We start from the raw sequence: 19,413 nt of genomic DNA on the forward strand, positions 1-19,413 counted from the left end.
ATCCATGACGATACGCTTCGCCAGACTCCTGCTTTGCTTGCTGGCGGCCGTGTCCGTCGGCGCCTGCCAGACCATCGCCGAGAAACGCAAGATCGACTACAAGGCCACGCGCACCCTGCCGCCGCTCGATATCCCGCCGGAACTGGCCGCGCCCGAGGGCGCCGGGGATGCGAAGGAAGGGGCGCCGGTGCCCGGCGCCGCGACCTATTCGGGATTCGTCAGCGGGGAGGGGAAGAAGCAGACAGCGGCCGGCAGTGACGTGCTCCCGGCCTACGACGGTATCAGGCTCGAACGCGCCGGCCAGATTCGCTGGCTGGTGGTCAAGTTGCCGGCGGAGCAACTGTGGCCGCGGGTGCGTGAATTCGTCCTCGATCGCGGCCTCATCATCGACCAGGAAAATCCGCAAACCGGCGTGCTCGAAACCGACTGGGCCGAGAACCGCGCGAAAGTCGGCACCGGCATGCAGAAAATACTCGCGAAATCGCTCGGCACGCTGTACTCCACCGGCCTGCGCGACAAATACCGCATCCGCCTCGAACGCGGCAAGGAACCCGGCACCACGGAAATCTACCTGAGCCATCGCGGCATGGTCGAGACCCTCGTCGGCAACGATCCCTCCGGCATCGGCGAGACACGCTGGCAGCCGCGTCCCTCGGACCCGGACCTGGAAGCGGAAATGCTGCGCCTGCTGATGGCGAGCCTGGGCGTGAAAGAGGAAAAGGCGGCAAGCATGATCGCCTCCAGCGCGGGAACCACCGCCCCCGAGCGCGCCAAACTCAATCGCGAGAAAGACAGCATCTCCCTCAGCCTGTCGGAGGATTTCGAGCGCGCCTGGCGGCGCGTGGGGCTGGTGCTGGACCGGACCAGTTTCACTGTCGATGATCGCGACCGTTCGAAGGGCGTCTATTACGTGCGCTACATCGACCCGGACGTGGCGCAGAAGAAGAAGGGCTGGTTCCGGCGCCTGTTCAGCAAGAAGGAAGCCGAGCCGACCAATGAATACCAGATCGTCCTGAAGGGGAATGAGACCGCAACCCGGGTGGACGTGCTGACCAGGGAGGGTGCGCCGGAGCAGTCCGGGACCAGCGAGCGCATCCTGACGCTGCTTTACGATCAACTGAAATAGGCGGGTTGCGACTGCAGAACACGGGAAAAAGGGCACGGGCTGACGGGGCCGGATTGCGCTTTGCGATCCTCGGCAGCGGCAGCCGCGGCAATGCCGCGCTGATCGAGTGCGGCCGCACCGCGCTCCTGCTCGACTGCGGATTTTCCGCGCGCGAAACCGCCGCGCGCCTGGCGCGGCACGACCGCCATCACGGCAAGCTTTCCGCGATCCTGATTACCCATGAACACAGCGATCATTGCCGCGGCGCGGCCAGCTGCGCGCGCCGGTTCGGCGTGCCGGTGTGGATGACGGCCGGGACCTGGTCCGCGCTCAAGGGTCAGTTCGACGAGGGTACCGACATCCGCCTGATCAACCCGCACGAGGCCTTCGCCATCGACGACATCGAGGTGCAGCCGTTCCCGGTGCCGCATGACGCGCGTGAACCCTGCCAGTTCAGCTTTTCCAACGGCGACACGCGCTTCGGTTTTCTCACCGATATCGGTTCGATTACTGCACATGTGATTGAGATGCTGAGCGGCTGCGACGCGCTGGTGCTGGAATGCAATCACGACGCGCGCATGCTGCGTGACGGGCCCTATCCGCCCTCGCTCAAGGCGCGCATCGAAGGCCCGCACGGCCACCTGGAGAACAAGGTGGCGGCGGAACTGCTGTCGCAGATCATGTCGCCGCGCCTGCGCTACGTGGCGGCGGCGCATCTGTCCGAGACCAACAACACCCCGGCACTGGCGCAAGCGGCGCTGGCGCGCGCGCTGGATTGCGAACCGGAGTGGATCGACGTCGCCGAACAGGAAGAAGGGCTGGCGTTTCACCATGTGGCCGAGGCTTGGGCATAACGGAATGTCAGGCACCTCTGAATCAATTTATTTCTCCGTCATGCCGGCGGAAGCCGGCATCCAGTATCATATGACTTTACGAACTCTAATAATCTGGACTCCGGCTTTCGCCGGAGTGACGGCACTTTTGATGGTGTTTCATCAGCAGACACTCACAGCATGACTGGCAGCAAACCCGAATCCTCCCCGGCACCGAAAGCCGCCGCCGTGCTGTCCCTGCCCGGCGCCCCGGCCCTGTCGCCTTTCCGGCGCGACCGGCTGCTGAAGGAAATGCAGGGCCGCGTGCCGGGGTTGACCGGCGTGACCGCGCTTTACTGGCATTTCGCCGCGCTCGATGGCGAGCTCGACGCGCGCGGGCGCGCGCTGCTGGAGCGCCTGCTGACCTACGGCCCCGCCGCCGACACCGTCCACGCGAATCCTTCCACGGCGCCGCTGCTGGTGGTCCCGCGTCTCGGCACGATTTCGCCCTGGTCCACCAAGGCCACCGACATCGCGCATTGCTGTGGGCTGAAAAAGATTCGACGTATTGAACGCGGCGTGGCCTGGCATTTCACCATGAGCGACGGCGTTGCATTGGGCGCGGCCGAGCGCGAAGCGCTCATGCCGCTGATCCACGATCGCATGGTGGAAAACGTCTTGCCGGGGCTTGCGCAGGCCGCCGAGCTGTTCCGCGAAGATGCTCCCGCGCCGCTGCGCGTGGTGGATCTCGTCACGGGCGGGCGCGCAGCACTCGTCGCGGCGAATCGCGAATGGGGTCTGGCACTGTCGGAGGACGAGATCGATTATCTGGTCGAGAATTTCAGGCGCATCCAGCGCAACCCCACCGATGTCGAGCTCATGATGTTCGCACAGGCCAATTCCGAGCACTGCCGCCACAAGATTTTCAACGCCGACTGGATCATCGACGGCAAAAAGCAGACCGATTCGCTGTTCGGCATGATCCGCAAGACCCACGCCGCCAATCCCAAGGGCACGCTCAGCGCCTACGAGGACAACGCCGCGGTCATCGAGGGCGGGCGCATCGGGCGTTTCTTCCCCGAGCCGGGCACGGGCGTTTACGCCTGGCACGAGGACGACACCCACATCCTCATGAAGGTCGAGACCCACAATCACCCGACCGCGATCGCGCCATTCCCGGGCGCGGCCACCGGTTCCGGCGGCGAAATCCGCGACGAGGGCGCGACCGGCAGCGGCGCCAAGCCCAAGGCCGGGATCACCGGATTCTCCGTGTCGAATCTGCGCATCCCCGGCGCGGAACAGCCGTGGGAGCAGGATTACGGCAAGCCCGACCGCATCGTAAGCGCGCTTTCGATCATGCTCGAAGGGCCGATCGGTGGCGCTTCCTTCAATAACGAATTCGGCCGCCCTAACATCGGCGGCTATTTCCGCAGCTTCGAGCTGGAAGTGGACGGTGAGATGCGCGGTTACCATAAGCCGATCATGCTGGCCGGCGGCCTCGGCAACATCCGCGCGCAGCATGTGCACAAGCGCGAGATTCCGGCGGGATCGAAAATCATCGTCATCGGCGGCCCGGCCATGCTCATCGGCCTCGGCGGCGGCGCCGCTTCGAGCATGGCCACCGGCACCAGCCACGAAGAACTCGATTTTGCCTCGGTGCAGCGCTCCAATGCCGAGATGCAACGGCGCTGCCAGGAGGTCATCGACCAGTGCTGGGCGCTGGGCGAGGACAATCCCATTCTTTCGGTCCACGACGTCGGCGCCGGCGGCCTGTCGAACGCGCTGCCGGAACTGGTGAACGGCGCCGGCCGCGGCGGAAAATTCAACCTGCGCGCGGTGCCGAACGACCAGCCCGGCATGTCGCCCATGGAAATCTGGTGCAACGAGGCGCAGGAGCGCTACGTGCTGGCGGTGGAAGAAAAGGAATTCGAAACCTTCCGCGCGCTGTGCGAGCGCGAGCGCTGCCCTTATGCCGTGGTCGGCGAAGCGACCGAAGCACGGCATCTGGCGCTGGAAGACGGCTACTTCAGATCGAACCGGAACCTGACGGCGGATGCCGCGCTCGCCGAACGCATGGCGACACCCATCGACATGGACCTCGCGGTGCTGCTCGGCAAGCCACCGAAGATGCAGCGCGATGTGAAGCACGCGAAGCGCAAACTTGAGCGCTTCAAGACCAAGGGGCTCGATCTCAAGGATGCGGTGTACCGCGTGCTGCGGCTGCCGACAGTAGCCAACAAGACCTTTCTCATCAGCATCGGCGACCGCACCGTGTCGGGCCTGGTGTGCCGCGACCAGATGGTGGGGCCGTGGCAGGTGCCGGTGGCGGACGTCGCCGTCACCGCCAGCGGTTACGACGGCTACCCCGGCGAGGCCATGGCCATGGGCGAGCGCACGCCGCTGGCGCTGATCAATGCCGCCGCCAGCGGGCGCATGGCCATCGGCGAGGCGCTCACCAACCTGGCCGCCGCGCGCATCCAGAAACTCCCGGACGTGAAACTCTCCGCCAACTGGATGGCCGCCGCCGGCCATCCGGGCGAGGACGCGGCGCTGTACGACACCGTGCGCGCGGTGGCGTTGGAACTATGTCCGGCGCTCGGGATTTCCATTCCGGTCGGCAAGGATTCGATGTCGATGAAAACCGTGTGGCAGGACGCCGAAGGCAAACAGCGCGCGGTGACCGCGCCGCTGTCGCTGATCGTGTCCGCGTTTTCGCCGGTCATGGACGTGCGCAAGACGCTGACACCGCAATTGCGCACCGACAAGGGCGAGACCGATCTTATATTGGTGGACCTCGCCAAGGGCGCCAACCGCCTCGGTGGCTCGGCGCTGGCGCAGGTGTATGGCCAGCTCGGCGATGAGGCCCCGGACGTGGACGATCCGCGCGTGCTGCGCCTGTTCTTCCACGTCATCCAGGCCCTGAACGAACTCGGCTTTGCCTACGCCTATCACGACCGTTCCGACGGCGGCCTGCTTGCGACCGTCTGCGAGATGGCCTTCGCCGGGCGCACCGGCGTGCGCATCGATCTCTCCGACCTCGGCAGCGACCCGATCGCGGCGCTGTTCAACGAGGAGCTGGGCGCGGTGCTGCAAGTGCCTCGTTCCCGCCGCGAAGGCATCATCGGCGCGCTCAAGCAGGCCGGCCTCGCGCGCCACACCCATATCATCGGCAGCCTGACCGATGACGACATCATCAGTTTCAACCACGACAACAAGGAAATCTTTTATGACTCGCGCGTGAACCTGCAACGCGCCTGGTCCGAGACCACGTACCGGATGCAGGCCCTGCGCGACAACCCGCGGTGCGCGCAGGAGGAATATGACCGCATTCTCGACACCCAGGACCCGGGCCTGAGCGCCAATCTTACTTTCGATCCCGAGGAGAAAATCGCCGCGCCCTACATCGGCCGCGGCGCGCGCCCGCGCATCGCCATCCTGCGCGAGCAGGGCGTCAATGGCCAGGTGGAAATGGCGGCGGCCTTCGATCGCGCCGGTTTCACCGCCGTGGACGTGACCATGAGCGACATCATCGAAGGCCACCGCTCGCTCAAGGACTTCAAGGGCTTCGCCGCCTGTGGCGGGTTTTCCTTCGGCGACGTACTCGGCGCGGGCGAGGGCTGGGCAAAATCCATTCTCTTCAACTCGCGCGCGCGCGACGAGTTCGCGGCTTTTTTCACGCGCGCTGACAGCTTCGCGCTCGGCATCTGCAACGGCTGCCAGATGATGTCGAACCTGCACGAGATCATCCCCGGCGCCGAGCGCTGGCCGCATTTCGTGCGCAACGCCTCGGAGCAGTTCGAGGCGCGCGTGGCCATGGTGCAGATCCCGCAGAATCCCTCGATCCTGCTCGCCGGCATGCAGGGCTCGATGATGCCCATTGCTGTCGCGCACGGCGAAGGCCGCGCCGAGTTCCGCGACGAGGCGCATGTCGAGCAGATCATTCTCGACAAGCAGGTGGCGCTGACTTTCGTGGACAACCGCGGCGCTCTCACCCAGACCTATCCGTACAACCCGAACGGATCGCCGCACGGCATCTGTGGCCTCACCACGCCGGACGGGCGCTTCACCATCCTGATGCCGCACCCCGAGCGTGTGTTCCGCGCCGTCGCCAATTCCTGGCATCCGGACGAATGGGGCGAGGACGGGGCGTGGATGAGGATGTTCCGAAATGCGAGAGTTTGGGTTGGGTGACTTCGTCACCTCACATTAGTTCATGTAGGGCGGGTTAGGCGATTTTTGCCGTAACCCGCCGGACAATACCGTCGTCGTCCCCGCGAACTTATCTTGGTCGTCATTCCCGCGAAAGCGGGAATCTAGGTTTTGAATAAACAAAAGCCGCCGCAAGGCGGCTTTTTCATTATGTCCCCTCTCCCCATGCGGGAGAGGGCTAGGGAGAGGGGTAATTGTCGAGCGGGCTCCGCCCGCGTATTACTTGTGGGTGGCAGACCCACGGCTGGTTACTTTCTTTGCTCGTGCAAAGAAAGTAACCAAAGAAAGCACGCCCGCCTAATGGCGCGACATCTCCCTGCGCTTCGCGCCTCGGGCACGGCAGTCGTCCGACGGCACGTCCCTGTGCCGTCGGACGACGCGCGGCATCCCTGCCGCGCCCCTTCGGGTGCTCGACCCGAGGCTTGCGATGCTCGGGCGCGCCATATGGGGCCTTAAAACGAAACCTTTTCCGAGCTTTGCTTGACTCAAGGGGTGGGAAGATTCAATTATGTGCATTATTTTCAGTTGCAGAGTTAGATGAAATAAGAAATACAAGCACCAGCTCTTCTGAATAAACAAACAGTTCCGGAGGGGAGGCATATATGGAATTGGAAACAGTTCACCGCGTCTACTATTCAAATAGGCAACGCATCCCACTCTCAGAAGTCGCAGAATCTCTCATTGCCCTAATTAAAGGGGCCAGGCTCAATTCATAACGACACGGAGGTGAAATCATGGATATAACAGGATTGTTAATATTTCTGGCAATTGGCGCCGTAGCCGGCTGGTTGGCGGGAACATTCATGAAAGGCCGAGGTTTTGGCCTGCTCGGTAATATCGTTGTTGGCATCATCGGCGCCGTACTGGGTGGTTTTGTATTTGGTTTGCTGGGTATCTCGGCGGGTGGATTGATTGGTTCAATCGTGATGGCAACCGTTGGGGCGGCATTGCTGCTGTTCATTATTGGCATCCTCAAGAAGGCATAACGACCTGACAACATGGAACCCCGCCGTTAGATTTCGAGGAGAAAAAATGAAAAACAGCATGGCTTATCTGACGCTGTCGATTCTAATCCTCAGCGTTTCAATCGCAGGTTGTTACGGGACTAACAAGTTGCATGAGGGGGCAGAACTTTCTAAAGAAAAAGTAGCAATTATCAAAAATATTCCCAGGATGCCAAACCGTACTAATAAAGAAGTAATTATTCAAAGCGTGGATGGCCGTAAATCGGGTGTATATGATGCCGCAGTAGAGGTTCTTCCTGGTAAGCACGAACTAGAAATATATTGCATGTTGAGGAAAGAAACGTTTTTTAAAACGAGCGTTTACCAAAATGTAGCAACAATACAAATCATTGTTGAAGCTGGTAAGGAATATAACCTTGATGCGCAGATAGATAACCAAAGTTGTCTGCCTGAAATGAAAGAAGCCAAGAAATAAACAGGTTCAGATGGAACCCCGTCTCAGTTTCGTAACCCTCGGAGTCTCCGACCTCCAGCGCGCGACGCGGTTTTATGAGGAAGTGTTGGGCCTGCCGCGAATACCGACACCGCCCGAGGTTACCTTCTTCGAGCTGGGCAAAACCTGGCTGGCGCTGTATCCGCGCGAGCTGCTGGCGGCGGATGCGGGGGTGCCGGCGGCGGGATCGGGGTTTCCCGGTTTCACGCTGGCGCACAACGTGCGCTCGGCGGCGGAGGTGGATGCGCTGCTGAAGGAAGTCGCGTCCAAGGGCGGGCGCATCGCGAAGCCGGGCACGCGCGCGGACTGGGGCGGGTACACGGGTTATTTCGCCGATCCCGACGGGTTTCTCTGGGAAGTCGCCTGGAATCCGCAGTTCCCGCATACATAAAAGGCAGATAATGAATAAAAACCGCATGGAGGCGTTCAGCGACGGCGTGCTCGCTATCATCATCACCATCATGGTTCTGGAAATGAAAGTGCCGCATGGCACGGATTTCGCCGCCCTGCGTCCGTTGCTGCCGGTGTTCCTCACTTACGTCTTGAGCTTCATCTATCTCGGCATTTACTGGAACAACCATCATCACATGCTGCATGCCACGCAGCATGTGAACGGCGCGATCCTGTGGGCCAACCTGCATCTGCTGTTCTGGCTGTCGCTGTTCCCGTTCGTGACCGGATGGATGGGCGAGAATCACTTTGCGGCCATGCCGACGGCCCTGTACGGCGTGGTATTGCTGATGGCGGCCGTGGCATACTGGATTTTGCAGCAGGCCATCATCGCCCGGCATGGCCGGGAATCCGTGCTCGCCAAGGCCGTGGGCAGCGACTTCAAGGGGAAGATATCCCCCGTGCTTTATGTCATCGCGATATTTGCCGCTTTCATTGCTCCATGGGTCGCCGGAGCGATATATATTCTGGTGGCGGCAATGTGGCTGGTGCCCGACCGGCGCATTGAACGCACATTGGCTGCGCGGAAAGGACCCGTTTCTTAGCAGCCGTTCCCGGTTTCATGTTAAGGTCAACATTCCTGCAAGGATAATTCCGGAGACATTGACCGTGGAACTGGGACTGATCGGTCTGGGGCGCATGGGGGCCAACATGGCCCGGCGGTTAAGGAAGGGCGGCATCGGGGTCGTCGCGTGGAATCGCAACGCTGATGTCACGAAGGATTTGGCCAATGAAACCGGCCTCAAGGCCGCGAACAGTCTCGAAGACCTGGTCTCCCGTCTCAAAACCCCCCGCATTGTCTGGCTGATGCTCCCCGCCGGAGACGTGACGCAACAACATCTCGACCAACTCGCCCCCCGGCTGGCGCCGGGCGATATCGTCGTGGACGGGGCCAATTCCTACTATAAGGATTCGATGCGCCGCGGGCAGGCGCTGGCGGCAAAAAAGCTGCATTACATCGATGCCGGCGTGTCGGGCGGTGTGTGGGGCCTGGAGAACGGTTATGCGCTGATGCTGGGCGGCGAGAAGGCCGCCATGGAGCACCTGACGCCAATCATTAAAGTGCTCGCGCCCGCGCCGGACAAGGGCTGGCTGCACTGCGGGCCGGTCGGATCAGGGCATTTCGTGAAAATGGTCCACAACGGCATCGAGTACGGCATGATGCAGGCCTATGCCGAGGGTTTTGCGCTCATGAAGGCGCGTGAGGATTTCAAGCTCGATCTCGGTGCGGTCGCCGAGATGTGGCGCCACGGCAGCGTGGTGCGCAGCTGGCTGCTCGATCTCACTGCCGAATTCCTGGCGCTTGATCAGGAATTGCAGGGCATCGCGCCCTATGTGGCCGACTCGGGCGAGGGCCGCTGGACCGCGCTCGAGGGCATCGAGCAGGGTGTGCCGACGCCGGTCATGAGTCTCGCGCTGATGATGCGTTTCGCGAGCCAGGGCAAGGACGAATACGCCGACAGGCTGCTAGCGATGATGCGCCGGGGTTTCGGCGGGCATGCGACAAAAGAAAAAACAAAATAGACAGGATTAACAGGATTTACAGGATTAAAAAATCTTGTGAACAAAATCTTGTTAATCCTGTGAATCCTGTCCATTCATTTTTTTAAAGATATTAGGGAAGAAAAATACTGAAAGGACAACATGGCTGACCTCGGACCCTGTTATTTCGTCATCTTCGGCGCCACCGGCAACCTCGCCGCGCGCAAGCTGCTGCCGGCGCTCTATCAATTGGAGGCCGCGGACCGGCTTAACACCGACCTGCGCTTCCTCGCTTTTGCCCGGCGCGACTGGACCCTGAGCGAATGGCTCGGCTTCCTCAAGCAGAGCATCCAGGAACATCTCGGCGACAGCTTCGATGCCGCGGTGTTCCAGCGTTTCGAGGCGCGCTTCGATTACGTCATGGGCGATCTCAACGATCCGCAGGCCTACAAGCGCATGATGGACGAGCTCAGCAAGCCGCGCATGGGCGTGTGCGAGAACATGGTGTTCTACCTCGCCATCAAGCCGTCGGATTTTCTCGTGGTGATCGAGCAACTGAGCAAGATCGGCATCAGCCGCACCCACGGCCGGCACCGCATCGTGGTGGAGAAGCCCTTCGGCGAGGACATCGCCAGCGCGCAGGAGCTGAATACCAAGTTGCACCGCTATTTCGACGAAGACCAGATTTACCGCATCGATCACTACCTCGGCAAGGAAACGGTGCAGAACCTGCTGGTGTTCCGCTTCGCCAACACCCTGATCGAGCCGATCTGGAACCGCAACTACATAGACCACGTGCAGATCACCGTGGCCGAGTCGGAAGGCGTGGGCCGGCGCGCCGGCTATTACGACACCGCCGGCGCCATGCGCGACATGCTGCAGAATCACCTGATGCAGCTGCTGACGCTGGTGGCGATGGAACCGCCGGCGATACTCGAAGCCGATGCCCTGGCCGACGAGAAGGTGAAGGTGCTGCGCTCGATCCGCCCGATTCCGCCGCAGGGCGTGGGCGAGCACGCCTACCGCGCCCAGTACGCCGCCGGGCGCGTGAATGGCAAGGACGCGCCGGGCTATCTCGAGGAGCCGGGCGTGGCCAAGGGCTCGGCGACCGAGACCTTCGTGGCGGCCAAGTTCTATATCGACAACTGGCGCTGGCGCAACGTGCCGTTTTACGTGCGCACCGGCAAGCGCCTGGCGGAGAATTCCTCGCTCATCGCCATCCGTTTCCGCCATCCGCCGCAACTGCTGTTCCACGACGCCGGCGCGGCGCACATCGACCCCAACTGGATCCTGCTGTCGATGCAGCCGACCGAGTGCATGCACATCGAGCTGCACGCCAAGGAACCCGGTCTCGGCATGAACACGCGCATCGTGCGCCTCAACGCCTCGTACCGCCCGACCCAGGCGACCACGATGGAAGCGTACAAGACGCTGCTGCTGGACGTCGTCGAAGGCGACCGCAGCCTGTTCCTGCGTTTCGACGAGGTCGAATGGGCGTGGCGCGTGGTCGACCCGATCCTGCGCGACTGGTCGCGCCGCCGCGACTACATCGCTACCTACCCGGCCGGGAGTTGGGGGCCGCGCGAGGCCGGGCGCCTGTTCGAGCGCGAAGACCAGGTCTGGCGCAACGAGATCTGACGGCGTGAGCGCTCCGGCACCGACGACGCGCTGGCAGGTGTTTCCGGACGCCGCGGCGCTCGCGGGCCAGGCAGAGGCGCTTATCCTCGATGCCGCGCGCCAGTCGATTGCGGCGCGCGGCGTGTTTCATCTGGTGCTGGCCGGCGGTAACACGCCCAAGAATGCCTACGAGCGCCTGCGCGAATGCGGGGCGAATTGGGTCAAGTGGCAGATTTATTTTGGCGACGAGCGTTGCCTGCCGCGCGGCGATCCCGGGCGCAACGACACCATGGCACGCCGCGCCTGGCTCGACCACATCCGGATTCCCCCGGTTAACGTGCATCCCATCCCGGCCGAGCATGGCGCGGAAAAGGGCGCGCAGCGCTATGCCGAGATTATGCGCCGCGTGCCGGAGTTCGATCTGGTGTTGCTCGGTCTGGGTGAGGACGGCCATATCGCCAGCCTGTTCCCCGGCCAGTCCCTGGGTTCGGAGGAGGGCGCGGCGGACGTATTGGCGGTGCGCGCCGCGCCGAAACCGCCGCCGGAGCGCGTGAGCCTGAGCGCCGCGCGCCTGAGCCGCGCACAACGGGCACTGTTTATGGTCGGGGGCGAAGCCAAGCGCGACGCGGTGCGGGCCTGGCGCGCGGGAGCGGATATCCCGGCGCGGCATATCGTGCCGGTTCTGGGCGTGGACGTGTATGTCGACCGGGCGGCGTGGCCGGAGGCATAATACGATTATGGTGAACCATGCATAAAAGCCGATACGTCAGCGTCGAATCTTTTGTCACCAGGGACGGCTCCATCATTCGCGAGCTGATGCATCCGAATGTGCATGGCAACGCCAACCAGAGTCTGGCGGAGGCCATCGTGCCGGTGGGGCAGGGCACGCAGTTGCACCGGCATGGTCTTAGCGAGGAGATTTACCATGTCACCGCCGGCGAAGGGCGCATGGTGCGCGGCGATGAAATTTTCGCCATCCACGTCGGCGACACCATCTGCATCCCGCCCGGGACGCCGCACCGGGTGGACAACACCGGCCCGACGGAATTGAAAATCCTGTGCAGCTGCTCGCCGCCGTATTCTCACGGCGATACCGAGGTTATCAAGTAGACCACTGTGCGGCCGCGCTGCGGCCATTTCCTGACGTTTTCCGCTTACCGGCTGTGAAGCCTGCCGCCCCGCGCCCAAAATCTCGTGTCTGGGCAGGAAGTTAGCCGGCCATTCTGCTCCCCACCGTCGGCACGGGAGTTGCAAGCTATACCCCTGGATTTAAACGGAAAGTTCTGACGGATGCGGAGTCACAGACTGTCATCGGCGCGACGCAGCGCGGCAGCCCTCGGGCTGTGCGCGTGGTTTGCCATGAGCGCCACGGCCCTGGCCGAGGTGTACGTGTACGAGATGCCGGACGGCTCGCGCATGATCACCGATCATCCGATCAACGCCAAACACACGCGCGTCGTGCGCGTGACGCCGGACGTGAAGGGCGCGGGCGAGCTGGCGGCGCGGAAGAACAGTCCGGTGTTTCGCGAATCCTCCTCCACTTACGACCGTCTGATCCGGCGTTATGCCGATGAAAATGGCGTCGACTTCGCGCTGGTCAAGGCCGTGATGCACGCGGAATCCGCGTTCAACCCTTATGCCGTATCGAACAAGGGCGCGCGCGGTCTGATGCAGATGATGCCGGAGACCGCGCGCCGTTACGGGGTGCGCGACATCTACAATCCGGTCGAGAATATCCGCGCCGGCGTGCAGCACCTGAAATTTCTTTCCGACATGTTCAACAACAAGCTCTACCTCGTCATCGCGGCCTACAACGCCGGCGAGAACGCGGTGAAAGAACATCAGGGCATCCCACCATACGCGGAAACGCAGATGTACGTCAGGAAAGTCTTGCAGTACCAGCGCCAGTACAGTCCCCGCTACCGCTACACCACACTCGCCGCCAATCCGCCCGGCGGCTGATTGCCAAGCCGCGGCATTCCCTGTAACCTGCGGCCGGTTACGCCCCCCGCCGTATTGGCCGAGACAGGACATGAGCGACGACAAAACCAGCCCGCTGGAAAGCAAGGAACACCAGATTCTGAAGGCCCTGAAACTGGTGCTGACCGATGTCGTGAAGGACACGGCCACGCAACCGGGCCTGAAGCACCCGCTATCCGACCGCACCATCGAGGGCATCCGCCAGTGCCTCAAGCTGATTTCCGCGCGTGAGCGCGAGCTGATCGAGGATTCCGGCAAGACCATGGACATGCGCCCGTACTACACGGACGAGCCGAAGAAGAACGTGGTGGTACCGATCACCCGGATCGGCCGCGGCAAGAAAGACCCCAAAGATAAATAATTGGCAGGAGTTACAGATTAATAGGGCATTTCGTCACCCCGGCGAAAGCCGGGGTCCAGGATATTAAAAAAAATCAGTAATAAACTGGATTCCGGCTTGCGCCGGAATGACGGGTTTAGATGTTTCCCTGACATGAACGCGAACAGTGCGCAACGCCGCGCTTTTCGTGCCCCACAATATCTATCTTGCAGGAATTCGTCTTGACGCCCGGCCGCCGCCGGTGGCGTGCGCGGTTTTGCGCAGCACCGCATATTGCTTCAGCAGAGGATCCAGCACCGGTTCGAGCTTGCGGCGCAGCAGGGTGCCGCTCGCGGTGGACGCGGCGATGATGGGTGTAACCAGCGCCTCGCCGGTGTGCGCCAGCGTGAGCATGGCGGCGATTTCCCCGCGCAATGCCGGCACGGCTTCCAGCAGCGCCGCGGACTCGTCACCCGGGGCGGCGATCCGTTTTTCCGCGCCGGCGATGGCCGCGCCGATCTCGCGGGCAGGGGTTTGCCCGCCGAGCGCCGGCCTGAAATAATTCCCAATGATGTCCATGAGCTTGGCCACGGTATATTTGTCCACCGGGTGCTGCAATGGCGTTTCGGAGACGGCGAGGAAGGTCTGGCCCGGACTGCCGAGCAGCTTGGCCAGCAACGCCGCCAGTGCGTTGCCTTCCGCCGCCAGCGCCGCCAGCCGGTTGCGATAATCTGCGTGATCCGCTCGGGCCGGCAGGGGTTCAGGCAGCTCGTCCGGCAGCGCTTCCAGAAATCCGATGTGATAGACGTTGCGGTGCGTGCCGAGCCGGAATATGCGGTCGCGTGCCTCGGGTTCGATCAGCCCCGGCTGCAGTATCAGCCGGATCGTGGCGATCACCAGCATCGGGTCGGATTCGAACGGCAGATGCTCCGCCAGGTGCTCCGCGAGTTCCCGGCCCATGGTCCCCTGCACCACGGCCTGCTTGTCGAGCATGCGCCGCGCGATGTCGGAGGTCGGCTGGGCCCACCAGGTGCGCCGCGCCAGATCGTCGGACAGGCCGGGTGCACCGGCCACGGCAGTGATCGCCTCGGGCTCGCCGAGCAGCAGCAGTTTGTCGAGCTGTGTTTCGCGCGCCTGACCCATGCGTGTCCAGCGTTGCAGGAACACCGGATAACCGCCGGGCGAGCCGAGCACGTGGCTCGACAGCATCTCGCGCACCAGACGCAGGTATTTCTCCGGGCGGCAGTTGGGATTGAGCGGCACGCGCGCCTCGTTGCCGCGCGCCAGCCCGTAGACCGTCATGCTCTGCTCGTCGATGCGGATCGCCTCAATGTCGTTGGCGAGCAGCACGTTCAGCCGCAGCAGGTCTTCGCTGGAGAGTTCCATGAAAATCCGGACGAGAAAACAGAAAAAATGTCAGCGCGCTAGTTTAACTGAATCCGCTGGCCCCAGGGCACTTTCTCCTTGCCCTTGACCAGCCACAGCACCGGATAGGACGGCTCGCGCTTGGGGAATTCGCCCCTGGCGTCGGTGAAGTAGAGCAACAACTGGGGCGGCCGTTCCTGGTTCCCGGCCCATTCGAATACGGGGGTGAATCTGGTACCGCCACCGCCGTGCCACTGCTTTGGCAATGCGATTTCCTCCCACGGCTCGAAGGTCCAGGGACCGTCCTGCGCCAGCTTGTCATCGCAGGCGTGCAGCGTGATGCGTGCGCCGACCTGGCCCTTGATGGCGTTGACTTCGCTCACGAATTCCCGCATTTCCTCGTCCGAGATGGAACCGCTGGTGTCGAGCACCACGATCAGATCCGTGTGCTGGCTGCGCATGCCGGGCAGGATCGCCGTGCCCTCGCGCCGCGACGGGTGCACGAAACTGTAATCGTCGCGCGAGGCGCGCGTCATGTAGTGCGCCAGCAGCATGCGCCACGGCAGTTGCGGTTGCAGCAGGTGATCCACGATGCGCGCCATCGATCCGCCGAGCTTGCCGGCCTGGATCGCCTGTTGCGCGGCCGAGGCCAGGCGCTGCTGCCATTGCTTGTGCAGCGATTCCCGTTCCGGCGCGGACAACGGCGGTGGTTGCGGCGCACCGTTGGCTTGCGGATCCATTTCGCCCTGGCTGCCGCCGCCGTCATCGTCCTGCGACGGTCCCTCACCGCCCTGGCCGCCGCCCTGTTCGCCCGGGCCGTGCGGCCGGTCATCCTGGTCGTACAGGTGCTGATCCATCGGTTTTTCGTCGGTGTTTTCCTGGATGCAGGGATAAATCTCTTCCGCCGTCATGTCCTTGTAGGCGTCCAGCATGAGCGCATCCGGGGCCGGTCTCAGCCCGTCGGCGACGAGCAGGGGGTTGATGGCGAAATCGCAGGCCAGGTCCCAGCGGCGCTTGTCGCGATGCTCGCGGCGCGCGAAGTGCGACAGCGCGCAGTGCAGCGCCTCGTGCGCGAGGATGAATTTGGTCTGCTCGAAAGACAGCGCCTCGATGTAACGGCGGTTGTAATAGAACGAGCGCGCGTCGGTGGCGGTGGTATGGCACCACTTCGGGTCGGCCTCCACCAGCGGCAGGCGCAGCACTAATGCGCCGAGGAATGGCTTGTCGATGATCAGCCAGGTGCGCGCGGCAACCAGCTTGTCTTCGACGGCGTCGCTTTTGGGGGCCTGTGAATTCATTCGCTCCGCTTATTTCACCTTGGCGGCGGGCTTCTGCCACATGTCGAAGATCATCACGTTGGCGATCTTTTTGGCCCATTGCGCGAACTGGGGAAGCTGAAACAGCTTTTCGCCCACGGCGCGCTGCATGTCCGAGACCAGCATGACGCCCATCTCGCGGCTCGGGAAACGCCCGGCGTAGTCGAGAATATTGCCGTAGACCCTGGCTTCGTCGGCACTGCCCTTGGCGCGGATGGCGCGGCCCACGAGCGCCGCCGCCACGGCGTATTGCAGGTCGGTTTCCTTTGGCACCGTGGTGGAGGCGCCGTTGATGATGGCGTCGATGTCCGGCAGGTTGTCGAGATTGTCGATAAAGGCCTTGAGTTCCACGCCGGCGGCGGGTCCTACGCAGGCCTCCAGCGAACCCAGCAGCAGATCCGGCGTTTCGCCGAACTTGGCAAGGGCGCGGTGTGCGAATTCCCACGAGCGCGGGCTGGGGAAGGCCACCGGGTTGTGCGCCGGATCGAAATCGAACAGCAGCTCGGGACGGAAGCGCAGGAACGCGATGACGCGCTCGTCGATGTTGTTGGCGTAGGCCCAGGCGACCCAGTCGTCGAGATGGGTCTCGACACCGAAGTGCGAGAAGCGGTTGGCCAGCGGCGCGGGCATGCTGTAGGTGACGCCGCGGTCGCCCTGGCGGTTGCCGGCGGCGAAGATGGCCCAGCCGGCAGGTACCGTGTAGGCGCCGAGGCGCCGGTCGAGGATCAGCTGATAAGCGGCGGCCGACACCGTCGGCGCTGCCGAGGTGATTTCGTCGAGAAACAGGATGCCCTCGGCGCCGTGGCGCTGGGCGTCCGGCAGCATCGCCGGAATGGCCCACTCGACGACGTCGCCGACACGAAACGGAATGCCGCGCAGGTCGGTCGGTTCCATCTGTGACAGGCGGATGTCGATGACCGGCACGCCGTGTTTTTTCGCCACCTGCGCCACCATCTGCGACTTGCCGACGCCGGGCGGGCCCCACAGCATGACCGGCGTGTGGTGGCCCTCGCGGGTGCTCAGGAATTCACGTTCAAGGACGGCAAGAATGAGCGCTGGGCGCATGAAAGCTCCGGTAGATGGGCGGATGAATGACGAATTTCACCAAGTATAAATTTGCCGCCGCCAAGCGTCCATGCAAATACGCGCCGTAACGGCAAATACCGGACAGGGTGGGTGGATTTTCCGGTGTCGCTGCTTTTGCCGACGCGCGGCGTCAGATCTCGACCTGCGTGCCGACCTCAATCACGCGATTGGCGGGCAGGTTGAAGTACTCCACGGGGCTGCTGGCGTTGCGTGCCAGGGTGGCGAACATACGCTCACGCCACAGCGCCATGCCCTCGTAGCGGATACTCGGGATCACGGTCTCGCGGCTCAGGAAGAACGAGGTCTGGAGCGGCTGGAATTCCAGCTCGTATTCGCGGCACTGGTCGAGCACCTGCATGATGTCGGGGCGATCCTTGAAGCCGAAGTTAACGGTGAGCTGGAAGCAGTTGTTCCCGAGATCCTCGATAATCACGCGCTCGTCAGGCGGCACCCACGGGACATCCTTGATGATGACGGTGAGGAAGATCACGCGTTCATGCAGCACCTTGTTGTGCGCCAGGTTGTGCAGCAGCGCGTGTGGCACGCTGCCCGGCGTCGAGGTCATGAATATCGCGGTGCCGGCGACCCGCACCGGCGGGCTGCGCATCAGCGAATCCAGGAACGCCTCCAGCGGCACCGACGATTGCCGCAGCCGTGCGATCAGGATCTCGCGACCGCGCCGCCAGGTCACCATGAGCAGGAATATCGCCGTCCCGACAAACACCGGGAACCACCCGCCGTCGAATACCTTCAGCAGGCTGGCGGAGAAGAACGCCATGTCCACGAAGATGAAAAAGCCGGTGCTGATGGCCGCCACGATCACGGGAATGCCCCATTTGTAACGGATCACGAAGAAGGTCAGTATGGTGTCGATCAGCATGGTGCCCGCCACCGCCACGCCATAGGCCGAGGCGAGATTGGATGAGGAGCCGAACCCGATCACGGCGAGGAGCACGGAAATGAGAAGGATCCAGTTAATGCTCGGAATGTAGATCTGCCCGATCTGTTTTACCGAGGTGTGCTGGATGTTCAGGCGTGGCAGGAAGCCGAGCTGGACCGCCTGCTTGGTGACAGAGTAGGTACCGGTGATGACCGCTTGCGAGGCGATAACGGTGGCCGCGGTGGCGAGAGCGATCATCGGGTACAGCGCCCAGTCCGGATAGGCGTGGTAGAACGGGTTGGCGATCGCTCCGGGGTTGATGATCAGCAACGCCCCCTGGCCGAAGTAATTCAGCACCAGCGCCGGCAGCACCAGGCCGAACCAGGCAATGCGGATCGCGCGCTTGCCGAAGTGCCCCATGTCGGCGTAGAGCGCCTCCGCGCCGGTGAAGGCCAGCAGCACCGCGCCCAGCACCACGAACGAGGCGAAACTGTGGCCGGTAACGAAGCCGAAGGCATACACGGGGTTGAGCGCCCACAACACCATCGGGTTCTGGATAATGTTGTGCACGCCAACCGCGCCAAGGGAGAGAAACCACAGCGCGCACACCGGCCCGAACAGGGCACCGACCACCGCCGAGCCATGGCGCTGAAACGCGAACAGCGTTACCAGCACGATGACCGCGATCGGGATGACATAAGGCCTGAAGGCCGCGGTGCCGACTTCGAGGCCCTCGACGGCGGACAGCACTGAGATCGCCGGCGTCAGCACGGCATCGCCATAGAACAGCGACGCGCCGATCACTCCGAGCAGCAGGATAACCGCATGCGAACGCGACGAGTTTTTGACCGCCGAGGAGGCCAGCGCCAGCAGCGCCATGATGCCGCCCTCACCCTTGTTGTCGGCGCGCATGATGAGCGTCACGTACTTGAACGTGACCACGATCATCAGCGCCCAGAAGATCGTGGACAGTCCGCCGAGAATGTTCTCGGCATTGAGAGGAATGCCGTGTTCGGCGCTGAAGGTTTCCTTGACGGCGTAGAGCGGGCTGGTGCCGATGTCACCGAAGACGACGCCAAGGGCCAGCAGGGCGAGCGCGGCGGTCGTGGAATTCCGCGCGGGGGCGTCGTTATTCAATTTTTTTTCCCGGAAAGCACGAATGCGCGCGCATGTTACTCCCGTGTTGCAGGATTGCAAGCCGATAAGACCATGCTGCGCGCAGGATGGCAATCCCGCGGGTGTTTAGCGGCAAATCAACCAGTTGCATGGCGCGATGCAGCACTCGCCTGGCGGGGTCGGGCATGCCTGCCGCTGGCGCGGTTCTTGCCGGCGGT

17 protein-coding genes are annotated in these 19,413 nt (G+C 62.9%); 13 read left to right on the forward strand and 4 right to left on the reverse strand.

The features are described 5' to 3' along the window. Positions 1–4: 4 nt before the first annotated feature. From bamC to SCL_RS03810, 13 genes are all read left to right on the forward strand, one after another. On the forward strand, positions 5–1,126 hold the full coding sequence (bamC, locus tag SCL_RS03750; protein WP_096359983.1) for an outer membrane protein assembly factor BamC: 1,122 nt from the start codon (positions 5–7) through the stop codon (positions 1,124–1,126). A 53-nt stretch (positions 1,127–1,179) separates the two neighbouring features. Then, complete coding sequence (locus SCL_RS03755; protein WP_096359984.1) at positions 1,180–1,959, forward strand: MBL fold metallo-hydrolase; 780 nt, start codon at positions 1,180–1,182, stop codon at positions 1,957–1,959. Between the two features lie 159 nt (positions 1,960–2,118). Continuing rightward, the gene (purL, locus tag SCL_RS03760) at positions 2,119–6,108 is read left to right on the forward strand and encodes a phosphoribosylformylglycinamidine synthase (protein WP_197702700.1); all 3,990 of its coding nucleotides are present in this window, start codon (positions 2,119–2,121) and stop codon (positions 6,106–6,108) included. Positions 6,109–6,860: 752 nt separating this feature from the next. After that, positions 6,861–7,112 (forward strand): GlsB/YeaQ/YmgE family stress response membrane protein, encoded by a 252-nt coding sequence (locus SCL_RS03765; RefSeq protein WP_096359985.1) that lies wholly within the window; start codon positions 6,861–6,863, stop codon positions 7,110–7,112. A 46-nt stretch (positions 7,113–7,158) separates the two neighbouring features. Further along, complete coding sequence (locus SCL_RS03770; RefSeq protein WP_096359986.1) at positions 7,159–7,566, forward strand: hypothetical protein; 408 nt, start codon at positions 7,159–7,161, stop codon at positions 7,564–7,566. Positions 7,567–7,576: 10 nt separating this feature from the next. Further along, positions 7,577–7,975, forward strand: a complete 399-nt coding sequence (locus SCL_RS03775; RefSeq protein WP_096359987.1) for a VOC family protein — start codon at positions 7,577–7,579, stop codon at positions 7,973–7,975. A gap of 10 nt (positions 7,976–7,985) precedes the next feature. Next, positions 7,986–8,579 carry a TMEM175 family protein gene (locus SCL_RS03780; RefSeq protein ID WP_096359988.1) on the forward strand — a complete coding sequence of 198 codons (594 nt, stop codon included), beginning with the start codon at positions 7,986–7,988 and terminating at the stop codon, positions 8,577–8,579. Positions 8,580–8,643: 64 nt separating this feature from the next. Beyond that, entirely contained in the window at positions 8,644–9,558 is a 915-nt protein-coding gene (gene gnd / locus SCL_RS03785) for a phosphogluconate dehydrogenase (NAD(+)-dependent, decarboxylating) (RefSeq protein ID WP_172425911.1), read from the forward strand. 120 nt (positions 9,559–9,678) lie between these two features. Beyond that, positions 9,679–11,154, forward strand: a complete 1,476-nt coding sequence (gene zwf / locus SCL_RS03790) for a glucose-6-phosphate dehydrogenase (protein WP_096359990.1) — start codon at positions 9,679–9,681, stop codon at positions 11,152–11,154. Positions 11,155–11,158: 4 nt separating this feature from the next. After that, positions 11,159–11,863 carry a 6-phosphogluconolactonase gene (gene pgl / locus SCL_RS03795; RefSeq protein ID WP_197702701.1) on the forward strand — a complete coding sequence of 235 codons (705 nt, stop codon included), beginning with the start codon at positions 11,159–11,161 and terminating at the stop codon, positions 11,861–11,863. Between the two features lie 17 nt (positions 11,864–11,880). Then, positions 11,881–12,243, forward strand: a complete 363-nt coding sequence (locus SCL_RS03800; protein WP_096359992.1) for a cupin domain-containing protein — start codon at positions 11,881–11,883, stop codon at positions 12,241–12,243. 180 nt (positions 12,244–12,423) lie between these two features. Beyond that, positions 12,424–13,095, forward strand: a complete 672-nt coding sequence (locus SCL_RS03805; protein ID WP_096359993.1) for a lytic transglycosylase domain-containing protein — start codon at positions 12,424–12,426, stop codon at positions 13,093–13,095. Between the two features lie 70 nt (positions 13,096–13,165). Further along, positions 13,166–13,474 (forward strand): segregation and condensation protein A, encoded by a 309-nt coding sequence (locus tag SCL_RS03810; RefSeq protein WP_096359994.1) that lies wholly within the window; start codon positions 13,166–13,168, stop codon positions 13,472–13,474. 180 nt (positions 13,475–13,654) lie between these two features. Here SCL_RS03810 and SCL_RS03815 read toward each other — a convergent pair whose 3' ends face one another. The 4 genes from SCL_RS03815 to SCL_RS03830 form a co-directional block, all read right to left on the reverse strand. Further along, positions 13,655–14,818 (reverse strand): hypothetical protein, encoded by a 1,164-nt coding sequence (locus SCL_RS03815; protein WP_197702702.1) that lies wholly within the window; start codon positions 14,816–14,818, stop codon positions 13,655–13,657. Positions 14,819–14,856: 38 nt separating this feature from the next. Further along, positions 14,857–16,095: a vWA domain-containing protein gene (locus tag SCL_RS03820; RefSeq protein ID WP_096359995.1), complete on the reverse strand. Its 1,239-nt coding sequence runs from the start codon at positions 16,093–16,095 to the stop codon at positions 14,857–14,859. A 9-nt stretch (positions 16,096–16,104) separates the two neighbouring features. Continuing rightward, positions 16,105–17,178: an AAA family ATPase gene (locus SCL_RS03825; RefSeq protein WP_096359996.1), complete on the reverse strand. Its 1,074-nt coding sequence runs from the start codon at positions 17,176–17,178 to the stop codon at positions 16,105–16,107. Between the two features lie 151 nt (positions 17,179–17,329). After that, the gene (locus SCL_RS03830; RefSeq protein ID WP_096359997.1) at positions 17,330–19,216 is read right to left on the reverse strand and encodes a potassium transporter Kup; all 1,887 of its coding nucleotides are present in this window, start codon (positions 19,214–19,216) and stop codon (positions 17,330–17,332) included. Positions 19,217–19,413: the final 197 nt, after the last annotated feature.

The organism is Sulfuricaulis limicola (assembly GCF_002355735.1).
Lineage (GTDB): Bacteria > Pseudomonadota > Gammaproteobacteria > Acidiferrobacterales > Sulfurifustaceae > Sulfuricaulis > Sulfuricaulis limicola.

Excerpts from the sequence above, each read along its gene's own strand:
- bamC (WP_096359983.1), top strand. The coding sequence starts at position 5 with ATGACGATACGCTTCGCCAGACTCCTGCTTTGCTTGCTGGCGGCCGTG.
- purL (WP_197702700.1), top strand. The coding sequence starts at position 2,119 with ATGACTGGCAGCAAACCCGAATCCTCCCCGGCACCGAAAGCCGCCGCC.
- SCL_RS03765 (WP_096359985.1), top strand. The coding sequence starts at position 6,861 with ATGGATATAACAGGATTGTTAATATTTCTGGCAATTGGCGCCGTAGCC.
- SCL_RS03770 (WP_096359986.1), top strand. The coding sequence starts at position 7,159 with ATGAAAAACAGCATGGCTTATCTGACGCTGTCGATTCTAATCCTCAGC.
- SCL_RS03775 (WP_096359987.1), top strand. The coding sequence starts at position 7,577 with ATGGAACCCCGTCTCAGTTTCGTAACCCTCGGAGTCTCCGACCTCCAG.
- SCL_RS03780 (WP_096359988.1), top strand. The coding sequence starts at position 7,986 with ATGAATAAAAACCGCATGGAGGCGTTCAGCGACGGCGTGCTCGCTATC.
- zwf (WP_096359990.1), top strand. The coding sequence starts at position 9,679 with ATGGCTGACCTCGGACCCTGTTATTTCGTCATCTTCGGCGCCACCGGC.
- SCL_RS03800 (WP_096359992.1), top strand. The coding sequence starts at position 11,881 with ATGCATAAAAGCCGATACGTCAGCGTCGAATCTTTTGTCACCAGGGAC.
- SCL_RS03805 (WP_096359993.1), top strand. The coding sequence starts at position 12,424 with ATGCGGAGTCACAGACTGTCATCGGCGCGACGCAGCGCGGCAGCCCTC.
- SCL_RS03810 (WP_096359994.1), top strand. The coding sequence starts at position 13,166 with ATGAGCGACGACAAAACCAGCCCGCTGGAAAGCAAGGAACACCAGATT.
- SCL_RS03815 (WP_197702702.1), bottom strand. The coding sequence starts at position 14,818 with ATGGAACTCTCCAGCGAAGACCTGCTGCGGCTGAACGTGCTGCTCGCC.
- SCL_RS03820 (WP_096359995.1), bottom strand. The coding sequence starts at position 16,095 with ATGAATTCACAGGCCCCCAAAAGCGACGCCGTCGAAGACAAGCTGGTT.
- SCL_RS03825 (WP_096359996.1), bottom strand. The coding sequence starts at position 17,178 with ATGCGCCCAGCGCTCATTCTTGCCGTCCTTGAACGTGAATTCCTGAGC.